15 protein-coding genes and 1 rRNA gene are annotated in these 15,058 nt (G+C 58.7%); 8 read left to right on the top strand and 8 right to left on the bottom strand.

The window, feature by feature from the left end; all coding sequences use genetic code 11:
* Nucleotides 1–73: 73 nt before the first annotated feature.
* Both BK662_RS06905 and BK662_RS06900 read right to left on the bottom strand, forming a co-directional pair.
* A complete protein-coding gene (locus BK662_RS06905) occupies nt 74–1,057 on the bottom strand; it encodes a TauD/TfdA family dioxygenase (RefSeq protein ID WP_123357447.1) in 984 nt (327 codons plus the stop codon).
* A gap of 42 nt (nt 1,058–1,099) precedes the next feature.
* A complete protein-coding gene (locus BK662_RS06900; protein ID WP_185047091.1) occupies nt 1,100–1,843 on the bottom strand; it encodes a thioesterase II family protein in 744 nt (247 codons plus the stop codon).
* A gap of 171 nt (nt 1,844–2,014) precedes the next feature.
* Here BK662_RS06900 and BK662_RS06895 point away from each other — a divergent pair, with 171 nt between their 5' ends.
* A complete protein-coding gene (locus BK662_RS06895) occupies nt 2,015–3,838 on the top strand; it encodes a glycoside hydrolase family 15 protein (protein ID WP_123357446.1) in 1,824 nt (607 codons plus the stop codon).
* 195 nt (nt 3,839–4,033) lie between these two features.
* Here BK662_RS06895 and BK662_RS06890 read toward each other — a convergent pair whose 3' ends face one another.
* Nucleotides 4,034–4,408, bottom strand: coding sequence for a DUF6124 family protein (locus tag BK662_RS06890; RefSeq protein WP_123357445.1), 375 nt, complete (start codon nt 4,406–4,408; stop codon nt 4,034–4,036).
* 686 nt (nt 4,409–5,094) lie between these two features.
* Here BK662_RS06890 and BK662_RS06885 point away from each other — a divergent pair.
* Genes BK662_RS06885 through BK662_RS06875 form a run of 3 tightly spaced genes read left to right on the top strand, consistent with a single transcriptional unit; the run spans nt 5,095 to nt 7,059 of the window.
* Nucleotides 5,095–5,484: a hypothetical protein gene (locus BK662_RS06885; protein ID WP_123357444.1), complete on the top strand. Its 390-nt coding sequence runs from the start codon at nt 5,095–5,097 to the stop codon at nt 5,482–5,484.
* 12 nt (nt 5,485–5,496) lie between these two features.
* A complete protein-coding gene (locus BK662_RS06880) occupies nt 5,497–6,129 on the top strand; it encodes a BRCT domain-containing protein (protein ID WP_123357443.1) in 633 nt (210 codons plus the stop codon).
* A 27-nt stretch (nt 6,130–6,156) separates the two neighbouring features.
* Nucleotides 6,157–7,059 carry an alpha/beta fold hydrolase gene (locus BK662_RS06875; protein ID WP_123357442.1) on the top strand — a complete coding sequence of 301 codons (903 nt, stop codon included), beginning with the start codon at nt 6,157–6,159 and terminating at the stop codon, nt 7,057–7,059.
* Here BK662_RS06875 and BK662_RS06870 read toward each other — a convergent pair.
* Nucleotides 7,028–8,020 (bottom strand): GlxA family transcriptional regulator, encoded by a 993-nt coding sequence (locus BK662_RS06870; RefSeq protein WP_123357441.1) that lies wholly within the window; start codon nt 8,018–8,020, stop codon nt 7,028–7,030. The two genes, BK662_RS06875 and BK662_RS06870, sit on opposite strands and share 32 nt — an antisense overlap.
* Before the next feature lie 91 nt (nt 8,021–8,111).
* Between BK662_RS06870 and inhA the strand changes: the two genes are divergently transcribed.
* Nucleotides 8,112–8,798: an isonitrile hydratase gene (gene inhA, locus BK662_RS06865; protein ID WP_123357440.1), complete on the top strand. Its 687-nt coding sequence runs from the start codon at nt 8,112–8,114 to the stop codon at nt 8,796–8,798.
* 623 nt (nt 8,799–9,421) lie between these two features.
* Here inhA and BK662_RS06860 read toward each other — a convergent pair.
* Complete coding sequence (locus BK662_RS06860; protein ID WP_007907615.1) at nt 9,422–9,907, bottom strand: SRPBCC family protein; 486 nt, start codon at nt 9,905–9,907, stop codon at nt 9,422–9,424.
* A 198-nt stretch (nt 9,908–10,105) separates the two neighbouring features.
* On the opposite strand from BK662_RS06860, the gene BK662_RS06855 reads away from it, so the two are divergent.
* The 3 genes from BK662_RS06855 to BK662_RS06845 all read left to right on the top strand — a co-directional run bounded on the left by BK662_RS06855 (nt 10,106) and on the right by BK662_RS06845 (nt 11,939).
* Complete coding sequence (locus tag BK662_RS06855; RefSeq protein ID WP_123357439.1) at nt 10,106–11,053, top strand: ADP-ribosylglycohydrolase family protein; 948 nt, start codon at nt 10,106–10,108, stop codon at nt 11,051–11,053.
* Nucleotides 11,046–11,444, top strand: coding sequence for a GFA family protein (locus BK662_RS06850; protein ID WP_123357438.1), 399 nt, complete (start codon nt 11,046–11,048; stop codon nt 11,442–11,444). Before BK662_RS06855 ends, BK662_RS06850 begins: the two co-directional genes overlap by 8 nt.
* 93 nt (nt 11,445–11,537) lie before the next feature.
* Nucleotides 11,538–11,939 (top strand): lysozyme inhibitor LprI family protein, encoded by a 402-nt coding sequence (locus BK662_RS06845; RefSeq protein WP_123357437.1) that lies wholly within the window; start codon nt 11,538–11,540, stop codon nt 11,937–11,939.
* Between the two features lie 212 nt (nt 11,940–12,151).
* On the opposite strand, the gene BK662_RS06840 is transcribed toward BK662_RS06845, so the two are convergent.
* The 3 genes from BK662_RS06840 to rrf form a co-directional block, all read right to left on the bottom strand.
* A complete protein-coding gene (locus BK662_RS06840) occupies nt 12,152–12,406 on the bottom strand; it encodes a DUF1652 domain-containing protein (RefSeq protein WP_123357550.1) in 255 nt (84 codons plus the stop codon).
* A 348-nt stretch (nt 12,407–12,754) separates the two neighbouring features.
* Complete coding sequence (mrdA, locus tag BK662_RS06835) at nt 12,755–14,647, bottom strand: penicillin-binding protein 2 (RefSeq protein WP_123357436.1); 1,893 nt, start codon at nt 14,645–14,647, stop codon at nt 12,755–12,757.
* 228 nt (nt 14,648–14,875) lie between these two features.
* Nucleotides 14,876–14,991 (bottom strand): 5S ribosomal RNA (rrf, locus tag BK662_RS06830).
* Nucleotides 14,992–15,058: the final 67 nt, after the last annotated feature.

The raw sequence follows: 15,058 nt of genomic DNA, 5'->3' as shown, positions 1-15,058 counted from the left end.
CCCACATGGATTGCGCTTGAAACGCCGAAGCCGGTGCAAGACCGGCTTCGGCGCGCGTCAGGGACTGATCAGATCAGCGCACATCCTGGGAATGCCCTTCGGCCATCGCGACAATCACCTTGCGCTTGCCTTCGAAGGGCGCGCGAGCATGGGCCGAGAGCATGTTGTCGAGCATCAGCACATCGCCCTCCTGCCAGGGGAAACTGATGGCGCAGTCATCGAGCACGGCACGAATCTCATTGAGCACTTCATCCTCGATGGACGAGCCGTCGCCGTAGTAGACGTTACGCGGCAGGTCCTCCTCGTCGACGATGTCCAGCAGGGTTTCACGCACCTCCGGCTGAAGGTTGGAAATATGGAACAGGTGAGCCTGATTGAACCAGACCATGTCGCCGGTCACTGGATGACGCGCCACCGCCTGACAGGTCTGGCGGGTGCGCAATTCTCCGTCATCCTTCCACTCGCAGATGATGCCGTGGGCCTTGCAGTAGGCCTCGGCCACTTCACGGTCTTCGGTGTTGAACACTTGCTCCCAGGCCACGTCCAGGCCGTTACCGAAATTGCGCACGTACATCAGGCCCTTGCTGACGAAGCGCTCGCGGATCGCGACAGGCATGCGGCGATAGACTTCCCGGCTGTCAGCAATCGGCGTTTCTCCGCCGGAGGTGGCGGCGATCATGCTGTAGAACCAGATTTTCATCGGCCAGTCCCGGGAATAGGCCTGCTCGTTGTGCAACGGAATGCTTTGATGCGCCGGGTATTCGGTGGAGGTATAGACCCCTTGGGTGACGTTGGTGCGCGGTGTCGAGCCGAACTCGTAATTGAGCAGCGGATGGCCGAAGCCGGCGGCGAATTGGCGGAACTGCTCGGCGCCATCCAGCTGGAAGCCGCGAAACAAAATGCCGCCGTCACGTAGCAAATGCTCATCCACCAGCTCATTCAATTCATCGAACACCGCCAACAGGCGGGTATTCGGCTCGGTCGCCTCCACCAACAGCGGCAAGCAACCCCGCGCCGGCAACAACGGCCGGACGGCAAAACCCACAGCAACACCCATGACGGGCCTCCTGTTAACACTCAATAAAGTGAACCGCGCGCGCTAAAAAACCGGCGCGGCCAGCTGTGCATGACGGCGGTGATGGACTTCCAGATGATTCTTGATAATCCGGATCACCTTGGCTTCGTGCTCATGAATGAAGAAATGCCCGCCGGTCATCATGTCTACCGAGAAACTGCCTTGGGTTTCCTGGCTCCAGCCGATCAATTGCTCGGTGGTGGCCTTGTCTTCCTTGCCGCCGAGCACATGCAGGGGGCACTTGAGCAGCGGCCGCTGCATCGGACGGAAGCGTCCGCAGAGCATAAAATCGGCGCGCAGGATCGGCAGCGTCAGGCTCATCAACTCCTGATTGGCCAACACGTCCTCGCTGGTGCCCTGGAAGGTGCGCAGCTGCTCGATCAACTGTTCGTCACTCTGGGGCTCGGCGAAGCCACGGTCATAGTCGCTGCGCATGGTCGGGGCGGCCGTGCCTGAAGCAAACAGCGCCACCGGCTCAGGAGCACCGAGAGCACGGAAGGCATGGGCCATCTCGCAGGCCAGCAACGCCCCCAGACTGTGACCGAACAGGGCGTAAGGACCGTGCAAGGACGGCTTGTGTTCCCTGGCCAATTGCAGAGCCAGGGCTCGCATGTCGGTCTGCAAGGGTTCGTCATAACGGGCGCCCCGCCCCGGCAACTCCACCGGCTGCAAGTGCAGCCACGGCGGCAACTGGCGCCGCCAGCGGCTATAGACCATGGCGCTGGCGCCCGAATAGGGCAGGCACAGCAGTGTCAGCTTTGTCACCACACTCACCTCAATGGGTTATCTGTTTAGGAGAACGGATGAGGTGTGGCGAGAATTAGTCTGAGGGATGGATCAGAGTTACCTGTGGGAGAGCGACGGTTTGCCGGCAAATGAACTCTCTACGGCTCAAACCGGTCAGCTAGTTAGACCCTCGGTTCCCGGAGCACTGCGGCAATGGCTGATCATTCCGAACGACAAAGCGCCATCGACGCCCACGGCATCATTGGCGACATGCGCAGCGCAGCGTTGGTCAATGACAAGGGCAGCGTGGACTTTTTCTGCTGGCCGGAATTCGACAGTCCGTCGATCTTCTGCTCGCTGCTGGACAGCCCTGAAGCCGGCATCTTCCAATTGGCCCCGGACCTGCCCGACGCCCGTCGCGAGCAGATTTACCTGCCCGACACCAACGTCCTGCAAACCCGCTGGATGAGCGATTACGCGGTGGTCGAAGTCACCGACCTGCTACCCATCGGCGACAGCGAAGATGATGTGCCGATGTTGATGCGCCGGGTGCGAGTGGTCAGCGGACAAGCGACGATCCGCATGCGCTGCGCCGTGCGTCATGACTATGCCCGGGCTTCCACCAAGGCTCGCGCACGTGATCGAAGTGTGTATTTCGAGGCCACCGGCCAGCCAGACATGCAGCTGTGTTCGGATCAGCCCTTACGCATCGAGGGCCATGCGGCGGTCGCCGAATTCATCCTCGAACAGGACCAGAGCGCCGAGTTCCTGCTCGGCGGCGCTGATGATGCGCGCTTCAAGGAAGGTGCCGCCGCGCTGTGCCTGGAGCGCACCCTGAAGTTCTGGCGTGACTGGATCGGCCAGTCCAATTATCGCGGTCGCTGGCGGGAAATGGTCAATCGCTCGGCCCTGGCCTTGAAGCTACTGACCTCGCGCAAGCACGGCGCCATCCTCGCCGCCGCTACCTTCGGCCTGCCGGAAACGCCCGGCGGCGAACGCAACTGGGACTACCGCTACATCTGGATCCGCGACGCCTCGTTCACCGTCTATGCCTTCATGCGCCTGGGTTTCGTCGAAGAAGCCAACGCCTACATGCGCTGGCTGCGCGGGAGGGTCAGCGATTGCCGCGGCAAACCGATGAAACTCAACATCCTCTACGCCATCGATGGCCGTCAGGAACTGCCGGAAGTTGAACTTCCACATTTGGCCGGTCATGGCGGCGCGACACCGGTACGCATCGGTAATCAGGCCTACGATCAAATCCAGCTCGACATTTTCGGCGAGCTGTTGGACGCGGTGTACCTGGTCAACAAGCACGGTGAAGCGATTTCCCATGAAGGCTGGAAACACACCGTGGAAGTGGTCGATCAGGTCTGCGAAACCTGGCAGCAAAAAGACGTCGGCATCTGGGAAATGCGTGGCGAGCAGTATCATTTCCTGCACTCGCGACTGATGTGCTGGGTAGCCGTGGACCGCGCCATCCGGCTGGCCTCCAAACGTTCGCTGCCCGCCCCGTTCGCCCGCTGGGACCAGACCCGTCAAGCGATCTACACCGACATCTGGAGCAATTTCTGGAACGAAGAACGCGGGCATTTCGTCCAGCACATCGGCGGCACCGGCCTCGACGGCTCGATGCTGCTGATGCCGCTGGTGCGCTTCGTCAGCGCCAAGGATCCGCGCTGGATCGCGACCCTCGAAGCCATCGAGAAAACCCTGGTGCGCGCAGGCATGGTCTACCGCTACCGCAACGACGACAGCCAAATCGACGGCCTGCCCGGCACCGAAGGCGCCTTCGCCGCATGCTCGTTCTGGTACGTCGAATGCCTGGCCCGGGCCGGCCAAGTGGAGAAGGCGCACCTGGAGTTCGAGCAATTGCTGAAGTATGCCAACCCGCTGGGGCTGTATGCCGAAGAGTTCGACAGCCATGCCCGGCATCTGGGCAACACACCACAAGCGCTGACGCACCTGGCGCTGATCAGCGCGGCGAGTTTCCTGAACAGGAAGTTGAGCGGGGAGAAAAACCTTTGGCAGCCTTGAAGACCGCGTCGCCTTCTTCGCGGGCAAGTCGGATCGCCATACCGGTCGCTGCTACAGACGCACACCGTTCCAATTGTGGGAGATGTACACCGTACAAAACTGTGGGAGCGGGCTTGCTCGCGAAGGCGATTTCACATTCAACATTGATGTCGCCTGACACACCGCTTTCGCGAGCAAGCCCGCTCCCACAGGGGATCAGCTGTGTGGCGCAGGCTTCGGTACGTCGACGTTATCAAGCACCCGATTCACCGCCAGCTCGGCCAGCATGATGACTTGCTGGATCGCCAGGATCGTATGCCGCTGCGGGGCGTCGACATACGCGGCAATGTCGCTGGTCATGACACTGGCAGAGGCCAGTGATTCGCAGACATGAGCGAGCAGGCTTTCGTTGTCCATGTCCGGGGCAACCATGAACATCTTGCTTGGCTTGCGGCCTTCGGTTTTTTTCGGGGTGGGTTTGAGGTAGTGGTCGAGCGCCCGTTCGGCGGCGTCGTGGAGTTTTTTGGAATCGAGGGATTCGTAGGGGGAGACGTTGTCGGTTTCTGGGGGATTCGGTGTGGCTTTGAACATGGTGAAACTCCAAGTAAGTAATGGAGCTGCCACTGATCGCCGCGATGCGATGGAAGGTGGCAGCTGTACGCAGGTTCGCGGACCGAGCTACTTGGAAACCCGGCATACCCGAAGGTATCCCGCGCACAGCCACCATGAGACCAAACGACACACTCCGAAGGAACGTCGGTTGGGGACGGCGATTATGCACCAAGTAAGCTAATTCAGGCCGCGACGCCTGGTCGCTGAATTTGCAGCGACCCCCAAAGCCTATCGGCTCCCTTTCCTAACCTACAACCGCCAAAACTCGTCGGAAATATCCACTTTTACGACACTTTTTGTAGGATCGAGACTTACCCGCGATGAACTTAAACACGCTCCATCTGACACTGCTGACCTCGTGTGGCGAGGGAGCTTGCTCCCGTCGGGGCGCGCAGCGGCCCTGAAATCTACAACCACATTCCTGCAGAAACACCGCATTTGCTGGGTTTACGGCTGCTGCGCAACCGAACGGGGGCCAGCCCCCTCGCTACAGGATCGTGTAGGCCAATTACCTACATTTATTAAACAAACTCGCCCAATCAACACTCTGTCACTCATTCCTACATCCAGAAATACCTTGTTGCCACCGCTTACATCCATCCCTACCATCCACGTCAACGGGCACAGCGGAGCTGTCCAACAAAACCCGAATTCAAGGAACCAGAATGACCCAGCGTATCCATCGCAGCATCGACACCCCACTCCGATCAGGCCTGAACCGGGATGAACTGTGGGAGGGCCACGACAAAGGCCTGATCAAATGCTGGGAAATCGGCCGCCAACGCGCCGCCCGCTTCCCCGACCTCGCCCAACAATGCCTCACCGGTGAACTTCCGGTGCTAGGCTGGAAAGGTGGCGTCAGCCGCAGCCTGAAGAAACTCGAAAAATACGGATCCCTCAAATACCTCGCCCAGTGGCAGGGGTTGCGCGGGGAAGATCTGGATATTGATCTGAGCGCAGAACGGGCATTGACCTGTTCCAGGACCAAAATGATGGTGACGTTTACGCCGGATCGGTCGAAGTATTTCAATCAGGTGGCGGACGCGGAGGCTTAAGGAGAAGGACGCATGGTCGACCTACATCAGGAATTTCAAAATAGCGGTTTCTTCCACGAAGCTCGGATTGATCGACGCTCGGCTGACGCACTGGTGGGAATCGCCGCCGGGCTCGCTGCCGACGGTACGATCAACCAGCAGGAAGCCGAGTTTCTCAAGACCTGGATCGAAACCCATCTGATCCATCTCGGCGACCCGGTGGTGAATATCCTCTACAAGCGCCTCGCCGGCATGTTGAGCGACGGCGTGCTAGATGCCGAGGAGTCTGGCGAGCTGCTGGAGATGCTTCACCAGTTTGCAGGCCTGCCAATTGGTTCGGCCCAAACGTTCACTGCGCCGACCAGCCTTCCTCTCGATAACCCGGCGCCCTCTTTAAGTTGGGCTGACCGAATGTTCCTGTTTACCGGGATCATGGCTTACGGTCCGCGCAAGGAGTGCGAATCACTGATTATTGAACGTGGCGGGCTTATCGGCGGATCCGTCAGCAAGAAGATCCACTATTTAGTGGTAGGCAGCATCGGCAATGATCAATGGCTGCATAGCACCTACGGGACCAAGATCAAAAGAGCGGTCGAACTGAGAGAAAGTGGTGTGCCGATAGCGATCATCAGTGAAGAGTATTGGCAAAAGGTGCTGTTCGGATAACCCATTACAGCTTCTATGGAATGTCAAATGAACAAGGACGTGCAGATCCAATTCACCAAAACTCCAAGTTTGACTCTCGCCTACGAACAACACGGCCCCAGCACCGGCGACCCGGTCATTCTGCTCCACGGCTTTCCCTACTCCCCCCGCGCCTATGACGAAATCGCCCCGGCCCTCGCCGCAAAGGGCTGCCGCGTGATCGTCCCGTACCTGCGCGGCTACGGCCCGACTCGCTTCAACGCCCCCGACACCCTGCGCTCCGGCCAGCAAGCCGCCCTCGCCCAGGACTTGCTGGACCTGATGGACGCCCTCGCCATCAAACAAGCCGCTTTGTGCGGCTACGACTGGGGCGGTCGGGCGGCATGCATTGTTGCGGCGCTGAAGCCGGAGCGAGTGCGCTGCCTGGTGACCGGGGACGGTTACAATCTTCAGAACATTCCCCACTCTACCCAGCCTCTGGATCCGGAGACTGAACACCGTCTCTGGTATCAGTACTACTTTCACACCCCGCGCGGTGTTGAAGGCTTGACCCAAAACCGCCGGGCACTGTGCGAACTGCTCTGGAAGTTGTGGTCGCCGACCTGGGCCAAAAATGCCGAACGTTATCCCTTGAGTGCGCCAGCCTTCGATAATCCGGATTTCGTCGACGTAGTGATTCACTCGTACCGACACCGGTTCATGTATGCGCCCGGCGATCCGGCGCTGGAGTGGATGGAAGAAGCACTGACCCAACAACCGGTGATCAGCGTGCCGACGATTTCCCTGTGCGGCGCCGATGACGGTGTCGGCCCCGCATCTGAAATCGATGAAGACGCCGAGCGTTTTACCGGCCCTTACGAACGCCGAGTATTGGCAGGCGTCGGGCATAACATTGCCGAAGAAGCGCCCGAGGCGACCCTCAAGGCAATACAGGATCTGCTGGAGAGCTGACGGAAAACCGTTCGCGATAGGCTTGCGGTGTCACGCCCATGGCTCGCAGAAAACTGCGGCGCAAGGTTTCTTCACTGCCAAACCCACATTGCACCGCGACCCGCTTGATCGGCACACCGGTGTCGCTGAGCAGCCGTCGCGCAGTCTCGACCCGAATCAGTTCGATGGCCCGCGCCGGGGTTTGGCCGGTGTCGGCGCGATAGTGACGGACGAAGCTGCGCTCGCTCATGCCGGCCTGCAAGGCCAAGGTCGGGATGCCGAGGTCCTTGGTAAGATTTTCGCTGATCCAGGCATGAAGATCGTCGAATCGGTTGCCTTCCTTTTGCAGGGACAGGGTCACGCTGAACTGCGACTGGCCACCCGGACGCTTGAGAAACACCACCAGTTGCCGGGCGACGTCCAGGGCCATGGTTCGGCCGAGGTCTTCTTCGACCATCGCCAAGGCCAGGTCAATGCCCGCGGTGACACCGGCCGAGGTCCAGACCGGGCCGTCGTTGATGAAGATCGGGTTGGGTTCGACCTGGAGTTTGGGATGCTGGTGCGCCAATTGCTCGCAGCGGGTCCAGTGCGTGACCACCCGCCGGCCATCGAGCCAACCGCTGGCCGCCAGCAAAAACGCCCCGGTACATACCGACGCCACCCGCCGACACCCCGTCGCGTGCTCACGTACCCAGGCCACCAGCGACTCGTCTTTCGCCGCCGCGTAAACGCCCCAGCCACCGGCAATGATCAAAGTGTCGCTGCCCTGATCCGGCAGGGGCTCTGCCAACAGCGCCAACCCCGCCGACGACATCACCGCCCCGCCACCGCTGGCAATCACCGACGGCGCATAGGGCGGCGGCAAACCTTGCTGGCGAGCAATGTCGTTGGCCGAGGCGAACACCTGCAACGGCCCGGTGACGTCGAGCAGTTGCACGTTGGCAAAGGCCAGCACATGAATGGTTTTCGGGTTGTTCGGCATGTTTGGCGTAATTCGTGGGGTTATTGGCGTATGCGCCAGATCCTACGAGCCTACAGTGAAGTCGTCCACCCCAACCAGGAGAAAAAACGCCATGACGTTGCAGATCGGTTTTCTGTTGTTTCCACAGCTTCAACAACTGGACCTGACCGGCCCTTATGACGTGCTGGCCTCGCTGCCGGACGTGAAAGTGCATCTGATCTGGAAGGACCTGGTCCCGATCACCGCGAGTACCGGACTGGTGTTGAAACCGACCACAACCTTCGACGATTGCCCGGTACTGGATGTGATCTGCATTCCCGGCGGCAGCGGCGTGGGGCCGTTGATGGAGGATGACGAAACCCTGGCCTTCATCAAGGCTCAGGCCGCTAACGCGAAGTATGTCACTTCGGTATGCACCGGCGCGCTGGTGCTTGGTGCGGCGGGGTTGCTCAAGGGCAAACGCGCCACCACTCACTGGGCGTATCACCAATTGCTCGGGGTTTTGGGGGCGATTCCGGTGAACGATCGGGTGGTGCGCGACGGCAATCTGCTGACCGGTGGCGGGATCACCGCGGGGATCGATTTTGCCCTGACCCTGGCGGCTGAATTGTTCGATAAGGACACGGCGCAACTGGTGCAGTTGCAGCTGGAATACGCCCCGGCGCCGCCGTTTGCTTCGGGAAGCCCGGAGACAGCGCCGGTCAGCGTGCTGGATGAAGCCCGCAAACGCGCTGCCGCATCGTTGAAGTTGCGCTCGGAAATCACCGAGCGTGCAGCGGCGAAACTCGCCCGTCAGTGAAAGAAACGGTTGCGGGAGGTATTGCCCCAGCCTGCCCCCTGCAACAGCTGCCGAAGGCTGCGTTCGGCAGCTGCTGCAGGAGATAGGGTTTAAGTTTTCTGCAGACGAAAAAAAACCCGCCGAAGCGGGTTTCTCAAGACCATTGCGACATCCTGTCGGCAGCCATCCTGGCGTATGGTCGATCATCCGTGATCCTGAGCACGTCCTGTGCTTCAGTTGATGGATCCAGATTAGACGCATCGGTGAAGCTTCAAAAGACGACATACCACTGGCTACGTGTAAGCCATTGACCATTCAACGCCTGAAACCTGAACTTGTAGCAGTTGCTACAGGGAAATCGGGCTTCAGTTTTCTAAAGACGAAAAAAAACCCGCCGAAGCGGGTTTTTCCCAAGACCATATCGACTCCCTGTCGGCAGCGATCCTTGCTATGGTCGATCATCCGTGACCCTGAAGCACTTCCTGTGCTTCAGTTGATGAGGCTAGATTACACTTGGGATCCAATCTGCAATAGACGACATAGCTACTACCGCGTGTAAGACATTCGCTATAGCCGCCCCTCCGAAAACCCTTGGATGTATCAGCCATCATACGCTGAGTCACGAGTTTCATGGCCTGCAGCCATCAACCTCCCTGACGCTCGTGGTCCTTGGTGTCTACCAGAAATTTTTCGATATTGCTCATCTGCTCATCCCAACCCCGGCTGTCCATGCGGAACGCCTTGAGCCTGCGCGACTGAGGGATGTGATCGAAACCGGACTCGACGACCGTCAACAATGTGCCTTCGTCCATATCCTGGAGTTCGAACTTCACCAGCGTGGTGGGCTCCTGGGAGTAATCGGTATCGGGTTCGACTGCATACGGGTGCCAGCGAAACGAAAACACCCGCTCCGGCTCGACCCGCTCCACCAGAACATTCCACAACAAGTGCTCATAACCAGGATAAGTAATCTGCCCCTGGGTCCACTCGCCGGCGACAAAGCGCTTGCCTTCCAGTGCCACGCCGAACCATTGCCCAAAGGCTTCGGCATTGGCCAGCACGCGCCAGACCTGCGAGCGCGGCACCTTGAGCAGGATCTTCCTTTCGATGCGATCTGATGCTGGGTTCATAAATCACCTCCTGTATTGAACAGTAGGCCCGTAAAGACCATAAGACCAACCTAAAAGTTGTATCAAACAGGTGCCGCAATCACCCGTACCTGAAATATTCGGCCTCAGTTTTGGCCATAAGTTCTGGTTTGAAGGGGGAGTCAGCGGGCTGAAACTGCTAACGTTTGCAACGACGTGGAACCCTTACAAGGAAGATTCATGCAGCCTTCACTCACGGAACGTTATCGCGCAACCCTGCTGGGGCTTGCTTGTGGGGATGCCGTTGGCACCCATGCCGAATTCCAGCCGCGCGGCTCATTCGCCCCTCTGACCGATATGGTTGGGGGCGGCCCGTTCAATCTGGAGCCAGGGCAATGGACCGATGACACCTCCATGGCACTTTGCCTGGCCGAAAGCTTGCTGAACAAAAAAGGTTTTGATGCTGCCGACCAAATGGGTCGTTACCTCAACTGGTGGCAATGGGGTTACCTGAGTTCGACCGGCGAATGCTTCGACATTGGTATGACCGTCCGTGAAGCGCTGGCTCGTTATCAGCAAACCGGTCAGCCATTCGCGGGATCCACCGATCCCCATACGGCCGGTAACGGCTCGCTGATGCGGTTAGCGCCAATAGTGTTGTACTACTTTCCCGACCTCGACCGGATCAGGAGGTTTTCCGCAGACAGCTCGCGCACTACCCATGCGGCGCCGGAGGCACTTGAATGCTGTCAGTTGCTTGCCGATCTGATCCGCAAGGCATTGCAAGGCGCGTCCAAGCCGGATTTGCAGAGTCTGCCAGAAACGACGCTTCTGGAACCGAAGGTCGCGAGCATCGCCCGCGGCGATTACCTCGGAAAATCCAAAGACGATATTCGCGGTACCGGTTACTGCGTTGCATCACTGGAAGCGGCCTTGTGGTGCTTTCACCACACTGACAGTTTTGAAGCCGCCATCCTCGAAGCCGCGAACCTGGGCGACGACGCCGATACCACTGCTGCCATCGTCGGCCAGTTGGCCGGGGCTCACTACGGTGTGCAGGCCATACCTGACGGCTGGCTTGCGAAATTGCACCAGCGCGAAGACATCGAAGCCACGGCTGACGCCCTGCTTCGGGCCGCCACCGCTGCCGCCATCTCAGCCACGCAACCAGGGAAACCCCATGAATAACTTACATGGCAGTTGCTTGTGCAAAGCCATCGAATACGAACTTGATCGCCTCGACATGCCCATCAGTCACTGCCACTGCCACACCTGCCGCAAGGCACATGCAGCAGCATTCGTCTCGACGGCCGGGGTCATGCGTGAGCATTTTCGCTGGATAAAAGGACAGGACCGGCTAAGCACCTATGAGTCGTCGCCGGGCAAGCTTCGGCATTTCTGTTCGATCTGCGGATCGCATCTGATGGCAGAGCGCTTGGCCCAAACCCATGTAATCGTTCGCGTGGCGACGCTCGACGATGATCCGAAAATGACACCTCAGGCTCATATCTGGACGTCCCATGACGTGTCCTGGCTTGAATATGAATCGAATGAGAAATGTCCGGAGTGGCAGACATAGTTTTCCGGATACACCGCGCCAGACTCTGATTTGTTGGATGGCGGCGCCCCGCTACACTGCACCCCAACTTTCCATCACCACCGCGAGCCCACCATGCCCCCACGTTTTCTCCTTGCGCTGACGCCGCTGCTGTTTACCCCCATTGCGCATGCCATTGACTGCGACAATGCCACTGACCAGTCGACGATGAATCAGTGCGCGGCGCAGCAGAACAAGGCCGCCGACAAGGAGCTGAATGCGCTTTATCAGCAGATCACCACACGGTTGAAGGATAGCCCCGACGAGAAAAAGCTGTTGATCGGTGCGCAGCGCTCATGGATTGCGTTTCGCGATGCCGAGTGCAAGTTCTCGGCGTCCGGGGTGGCGGGTGGCAGTGTGTATCCGCTGATCTACAGCAACTGCACCACTGAGCTGACCAAGGCGCGGGTCGAGGCGTTCAAGACTTACTTGAAGTGTGAGGAAGGGGATTTGAGTTGTCCGGTGCCTGGGGCTTGAGGGTTCAGTGTTCTTGAGGGCTTCTTCGCGGGCAAGCCTCGCTCCTGAGGGGGCTTTTGGCGGGACAAAAATTGTGTGTTCACCAAAAATCCCCCGGCAACTTGATGTTGCCGATCTGCTTCAGGCTATCGGAGTGTTCGGCAGTGGCCGAGTCTTCCTTCTCGGCTTCGGATACACGCCGCACCGCCAATGTGGTGCGGCGTGACGCAGGTTTAGCGGTAAAACGGAGGGTGACTGCCTTTGTAAGCCTCGATTTCTTGCCGCATATCAGCCACTAGCGACGCGATCGCGTGGGGACTATCCAGTGTCCATACCGGAACATGGGTGGCCACCAGATCCACTTTCCCGGTCATGCAATCGCAGACCCGAATTGTCAGAGACTGGTCCGCCTCCATGCTGCAAGTGCACACAGCGGGCAAGAAACTATGCTCAATGATATTTTGAATTTCCAGGGTTGAAAGGAACATTGCTATCTCCCTCATGCCAGGTGTGTGGCCGGGCAAATGTTCCCTCATTCACCCATTAACCTGAGAATTCTAGTCTTCAATAGCAGGTGTCTCAAGACCGTAACAGGTTGCTCGTCGTCTCATTGGTTGTCGCGATTTACGACAACACTTGGGAGCTGCCCTGCATCATACAAAACCTGCCGACACCGTCGTGCCACAGGTCCAGCTCTAGGATGTCGCCCTGCGGGCAATAAATCGGTATTGAAGTGCAGGAGAAGACGATCAGGCGGTCGAGATAATGTTCGCCGCTCGATTGACCCGCCAGCACATGCTCAGTATTCGTGAGCCTGTGCTGTGAAGCCTTGATCGTTAGACGTGAGGGTCGCCCGGCGTTTTGCTCGGCACAGCGTATTGCGGCTTCAGGTGACCATCCTGATCAAGCAGCCAGGCGTCCATGATTTGCCGCACCACCGGACCGGCGACGCGACCTCCGGCCTCGCCATTTTCGATCATGACCGAGATGACAATCTTCGGATGTGCGGCCGGGGCGAAACCGACGAACAAGGCATTGTCACGGTTGCGCTCCAGGGTTTTCGCCCGGTTGTAGCGTTCACCCTGCTTGATTGCCACCACTTGCGCGGTCCCACTTTTGCCTGCAATACGGTACTGAGCCCCTATCGCTGCCGCTCGGGCAATCCCACGGGCATCGTGCATCACCATCTGCATGCCGTGATTGACCTGTTCCCAGTCACGCGGGTCCTTGAGCAGGATGTTCGGCATCGGATGCTCGTCCACCGGCGCTATGCCATCCACCATTTTGGCCAAGTGTGGTCGGTTCCATATACCTTTGTTGGCGATCAGCGCGGTGGCTTGAGCCAGCTGCAGGGGCGTGACCTGCATGTAGCCCTGACCGATTCCGAGGATCACAGTCTCGCCAGGGAACCATGGCTGACGGCGCGTGGCGCGCTTCCAGGCCTGGGATGGCATCAACCCCGCAGACTCTTCGAACATGTCCAGCGAGACCTTCTCGCCCAGGCCAAACATCGTCATGTAATCGTGCAGGCGGTCAATGCCCAGCTTGTGCGCCAGATCGTAGAAATAGGTGTCGTTGGAGCGCATGATCGCCGCGTCCATGTCCACCCAGCCATCGCCACTGTGGTTCCAGTTACGGTATTTATGATCGAAATCCGGTAGCTGGTAATAACCCGGATCGAAGACACGGGTCTGCGGGGTGACCACCCCGGCGTCGAGGCCGGCAATCGCCACTTCCGGCTTGATAGTCGAGCCCGGCGCGTAGAGCCCACGCAGCACACGATTGAACAACGGCCGGTCGATGGAATCGTGCAGCGCCGCGTATTCCTTGAAGCTGATGCCCGTCACGAACATGTTCGGATCGAAGCTTGGCTTACTGACCATAGCCAACACCTCACCGGTCGACGGGTCCAGAGCAACCACCGAGCCACGGCGATCGCCCAATGCCTCCTCGGCTGCTTCCTGAAGTTTGACGTCGAGGCTCAGTACGATGTTTTTGCCGGGGATCGGGTCGGTGTGTTTGAGCACTCGCAGCACGCGGCCCTGAGCGTTGGTCTCGACTTCTTCATAACCCACATGGCCGTGCAACTCGGGCTCGTAGAACTTCTCGATGCCGGTCTTGCCAATGGATTGGGTGCCACGGTATTCCACCGTATCCAGAGCCTTGGATTCTTTCTCGTTGATGCGGCCGACGTAACCGATCGAATGGGCAAAGTGCGCGCCCATCGGGTAGTGGCGAACGAACTGTGGCTCTACGTCGATCCCTGGCAAACGGAACTCGTTGACTGCCAACACCGCGATCTGTTCTTCGCTGAGCTCGTAGAACAAGGTGACGGGCACGAAGGGGTGTCGAGCCTGCTTCATTGCCTTGTCGAACAGCGTGCGGTCTTCAGCCGGCAGGTGCAGGAGGTTGACCACGTCATCCAGCTCTTCCTTGACGTCGCAGGCGCGTTCGCGGGTGATGGTCAGGTTGAAGCTGGGTCGGTTGTCCGCCAGTAGCACACCGTTGCGGTCGTAGATCAGCCCGCGGGTAGGGGCTATCGGCAATACGTGTACACGGTTGTTTTCGGAGATCGTCGAGTGGTAGTCGTACTCGACCACCTGCAGAACATACAGCCGCACCACCAGCGCGCAGGTAATAGCGACGACGAACAAGGCGCAGGCCATCAGTCTTTTGTTGACCAGGCGCGTCTCTTTTTCGTGGTCCTTGATTGGTATTGGTTCGGGCATTTCTGCAGCAACTCTTTGACTGTAGAGGGAGTGCCGATCCGTAGGCTTGAAATCAGTCCGTTAAAAAACGAGCTGCACCATACCAAAAACGGCGCGGTTACTTTAGCGCCCGTTCTATCGAAACTTCATGAACAATGCTGCTGTTACCTGGGATAGCCTCTACGACCCTTTTCTGCGGACAAAACAAAACCCCTACCTGCATACGCAGATAGGGGTTTCGGAATTTAATCTTGACGATGACCTACTCTCACATGGGGAAACCCCACACTACCATCGGCGATGCATCGTTTCACTGCTGAGTTCGGGATGGGATCAGGTGGTTCCAATGCTCTATGGTCGTCAAGAAATTCGGTAGCCGGGTCGTTTTCTCTTGCAAGATCACGCTCCAGCGAATGGGTATGCGATAGTTTG

The sequence above is a fragment of the Pseudomonas frederiksbergensis genome (assembly GCF_003732275.1).
In the GTDB taxonomy this organism is placed as follows: domain Bacteria; phylum Pseudomonadota; class Gammaproteobacteria; order Pseudomonadales; family Pseudomonadaceae; genus Aquipseudomonas; species Aquipseudomonas frederiksbergensis_H.
Note: the sequence above shows the minus strand (reverse complement) of the source record. Positions and strands in the feature narration are given on the sequence as shown.

What these genes read in the sequence shown, in the direction of transcription:
- BK662_RS06905 (WP_123357447.1), bottom strand. Translation starts at nt 1,057, where the DNA reads ATGGGTGTTGCTGTGGGTTTTGCCGTCCGGCCGTTGTTGCCGGCGCGG.
- BK662_RS06895 (WP_123357446.1), top strand. Translation starts at nt 2,015, where the DNA reads ATGGCTGATCATTCCGAACGACAAAGCGCCATCGACGCCCACGGCATC.
- BK662_RS06890 (WP_123357445.1), bottom strand. Translation starts at nt 4,408, where the DNA reads ATGTTCAAAGCCACACCGAATCCCCCAGAAACCGACAACGTCTCCCCC.
- BK662_RS06885 (WP_123357444.1), top strand. Translation starts at nt 5,095, where the DNA reads ATGACCCAGCGTATCCATCGCAGCATCGACACCCCACTCCGATCAGGC.
- BK662_RS06880 (WP_123357443.1), top strand. Translation starts at nt 5,497, where the DNA reads ATGGTCGACCTACATCAGGAATTTCAAAATAGCGGTTTCTTCCACGAA.
- BK662_RS06875 (WP_123357442.1), top strand. Translation starts at nt 6,157, where the DNA reads ATGAACAAGGACGTGCAGATCCAATTCACCAAAACTCCAAGTTTGACT.
- BK662_RS06870 (WP_123357441.1), bottom strand. Translation starts at nt 8,020, where the DNA reads ATGCCGAACAACCCGAAAACCATTCATGTGCTGGCCTTTGCCAACGTG.
- inhA (WP_123357440.1), top strand. Translation starts at nt 8,112, where the DNA reads ATGACGTTGCAGATCGGTTTTCTGTTGTTTCCACAGCTTCAACAACTG.
- BK662_RS06860 (WP_007907615.1), bottom strand. Translation starts at nt 9,907, where the DNA reads ATGAACCCAGCATCAGATCGCATCGAAAGGAAGATCCTGCTCAAGGTG.
- BK662_RS06855 (WP_123357439.1), top strand. Translation starts at nt 10,106, where the DNA reads ATGCAGCCTTCACTCACGGAACGTTATCGCGCAACCCTGCTGGGGCTT.
- BK662_RS06850 (WP_123357438.1), top strand. Translation starts at nt 11,046, where the DNA reads ATGAATAACTTACATGGCAGTTGCTTGTGCAAAGCCATCGAATACGAA.
- BK662_RS06845 (WP_123357437.1), top strand. Translation starts at nt 11,538, where the DNA reads ATGCCCCCACGTTTTCTCCTTGCGCTGACGCCGCTGCTGTTTACCCCC.
- BK662_RS06840 (WP_123357550.1), bottom strand. Translation starts at nt 12,406, where the DNA reads ATGTTCCTTTCAACCCTGGAAATTCAAAATATCATTGAGCATAGTTTC.
- mrdA (WP_123357436.1), bottom strand. Translation starts at nt 14,647, where the DNA reads ATGCCCGAACCAATACCAATCAAGGACCACGAAAAAGAGACGCGCCTG.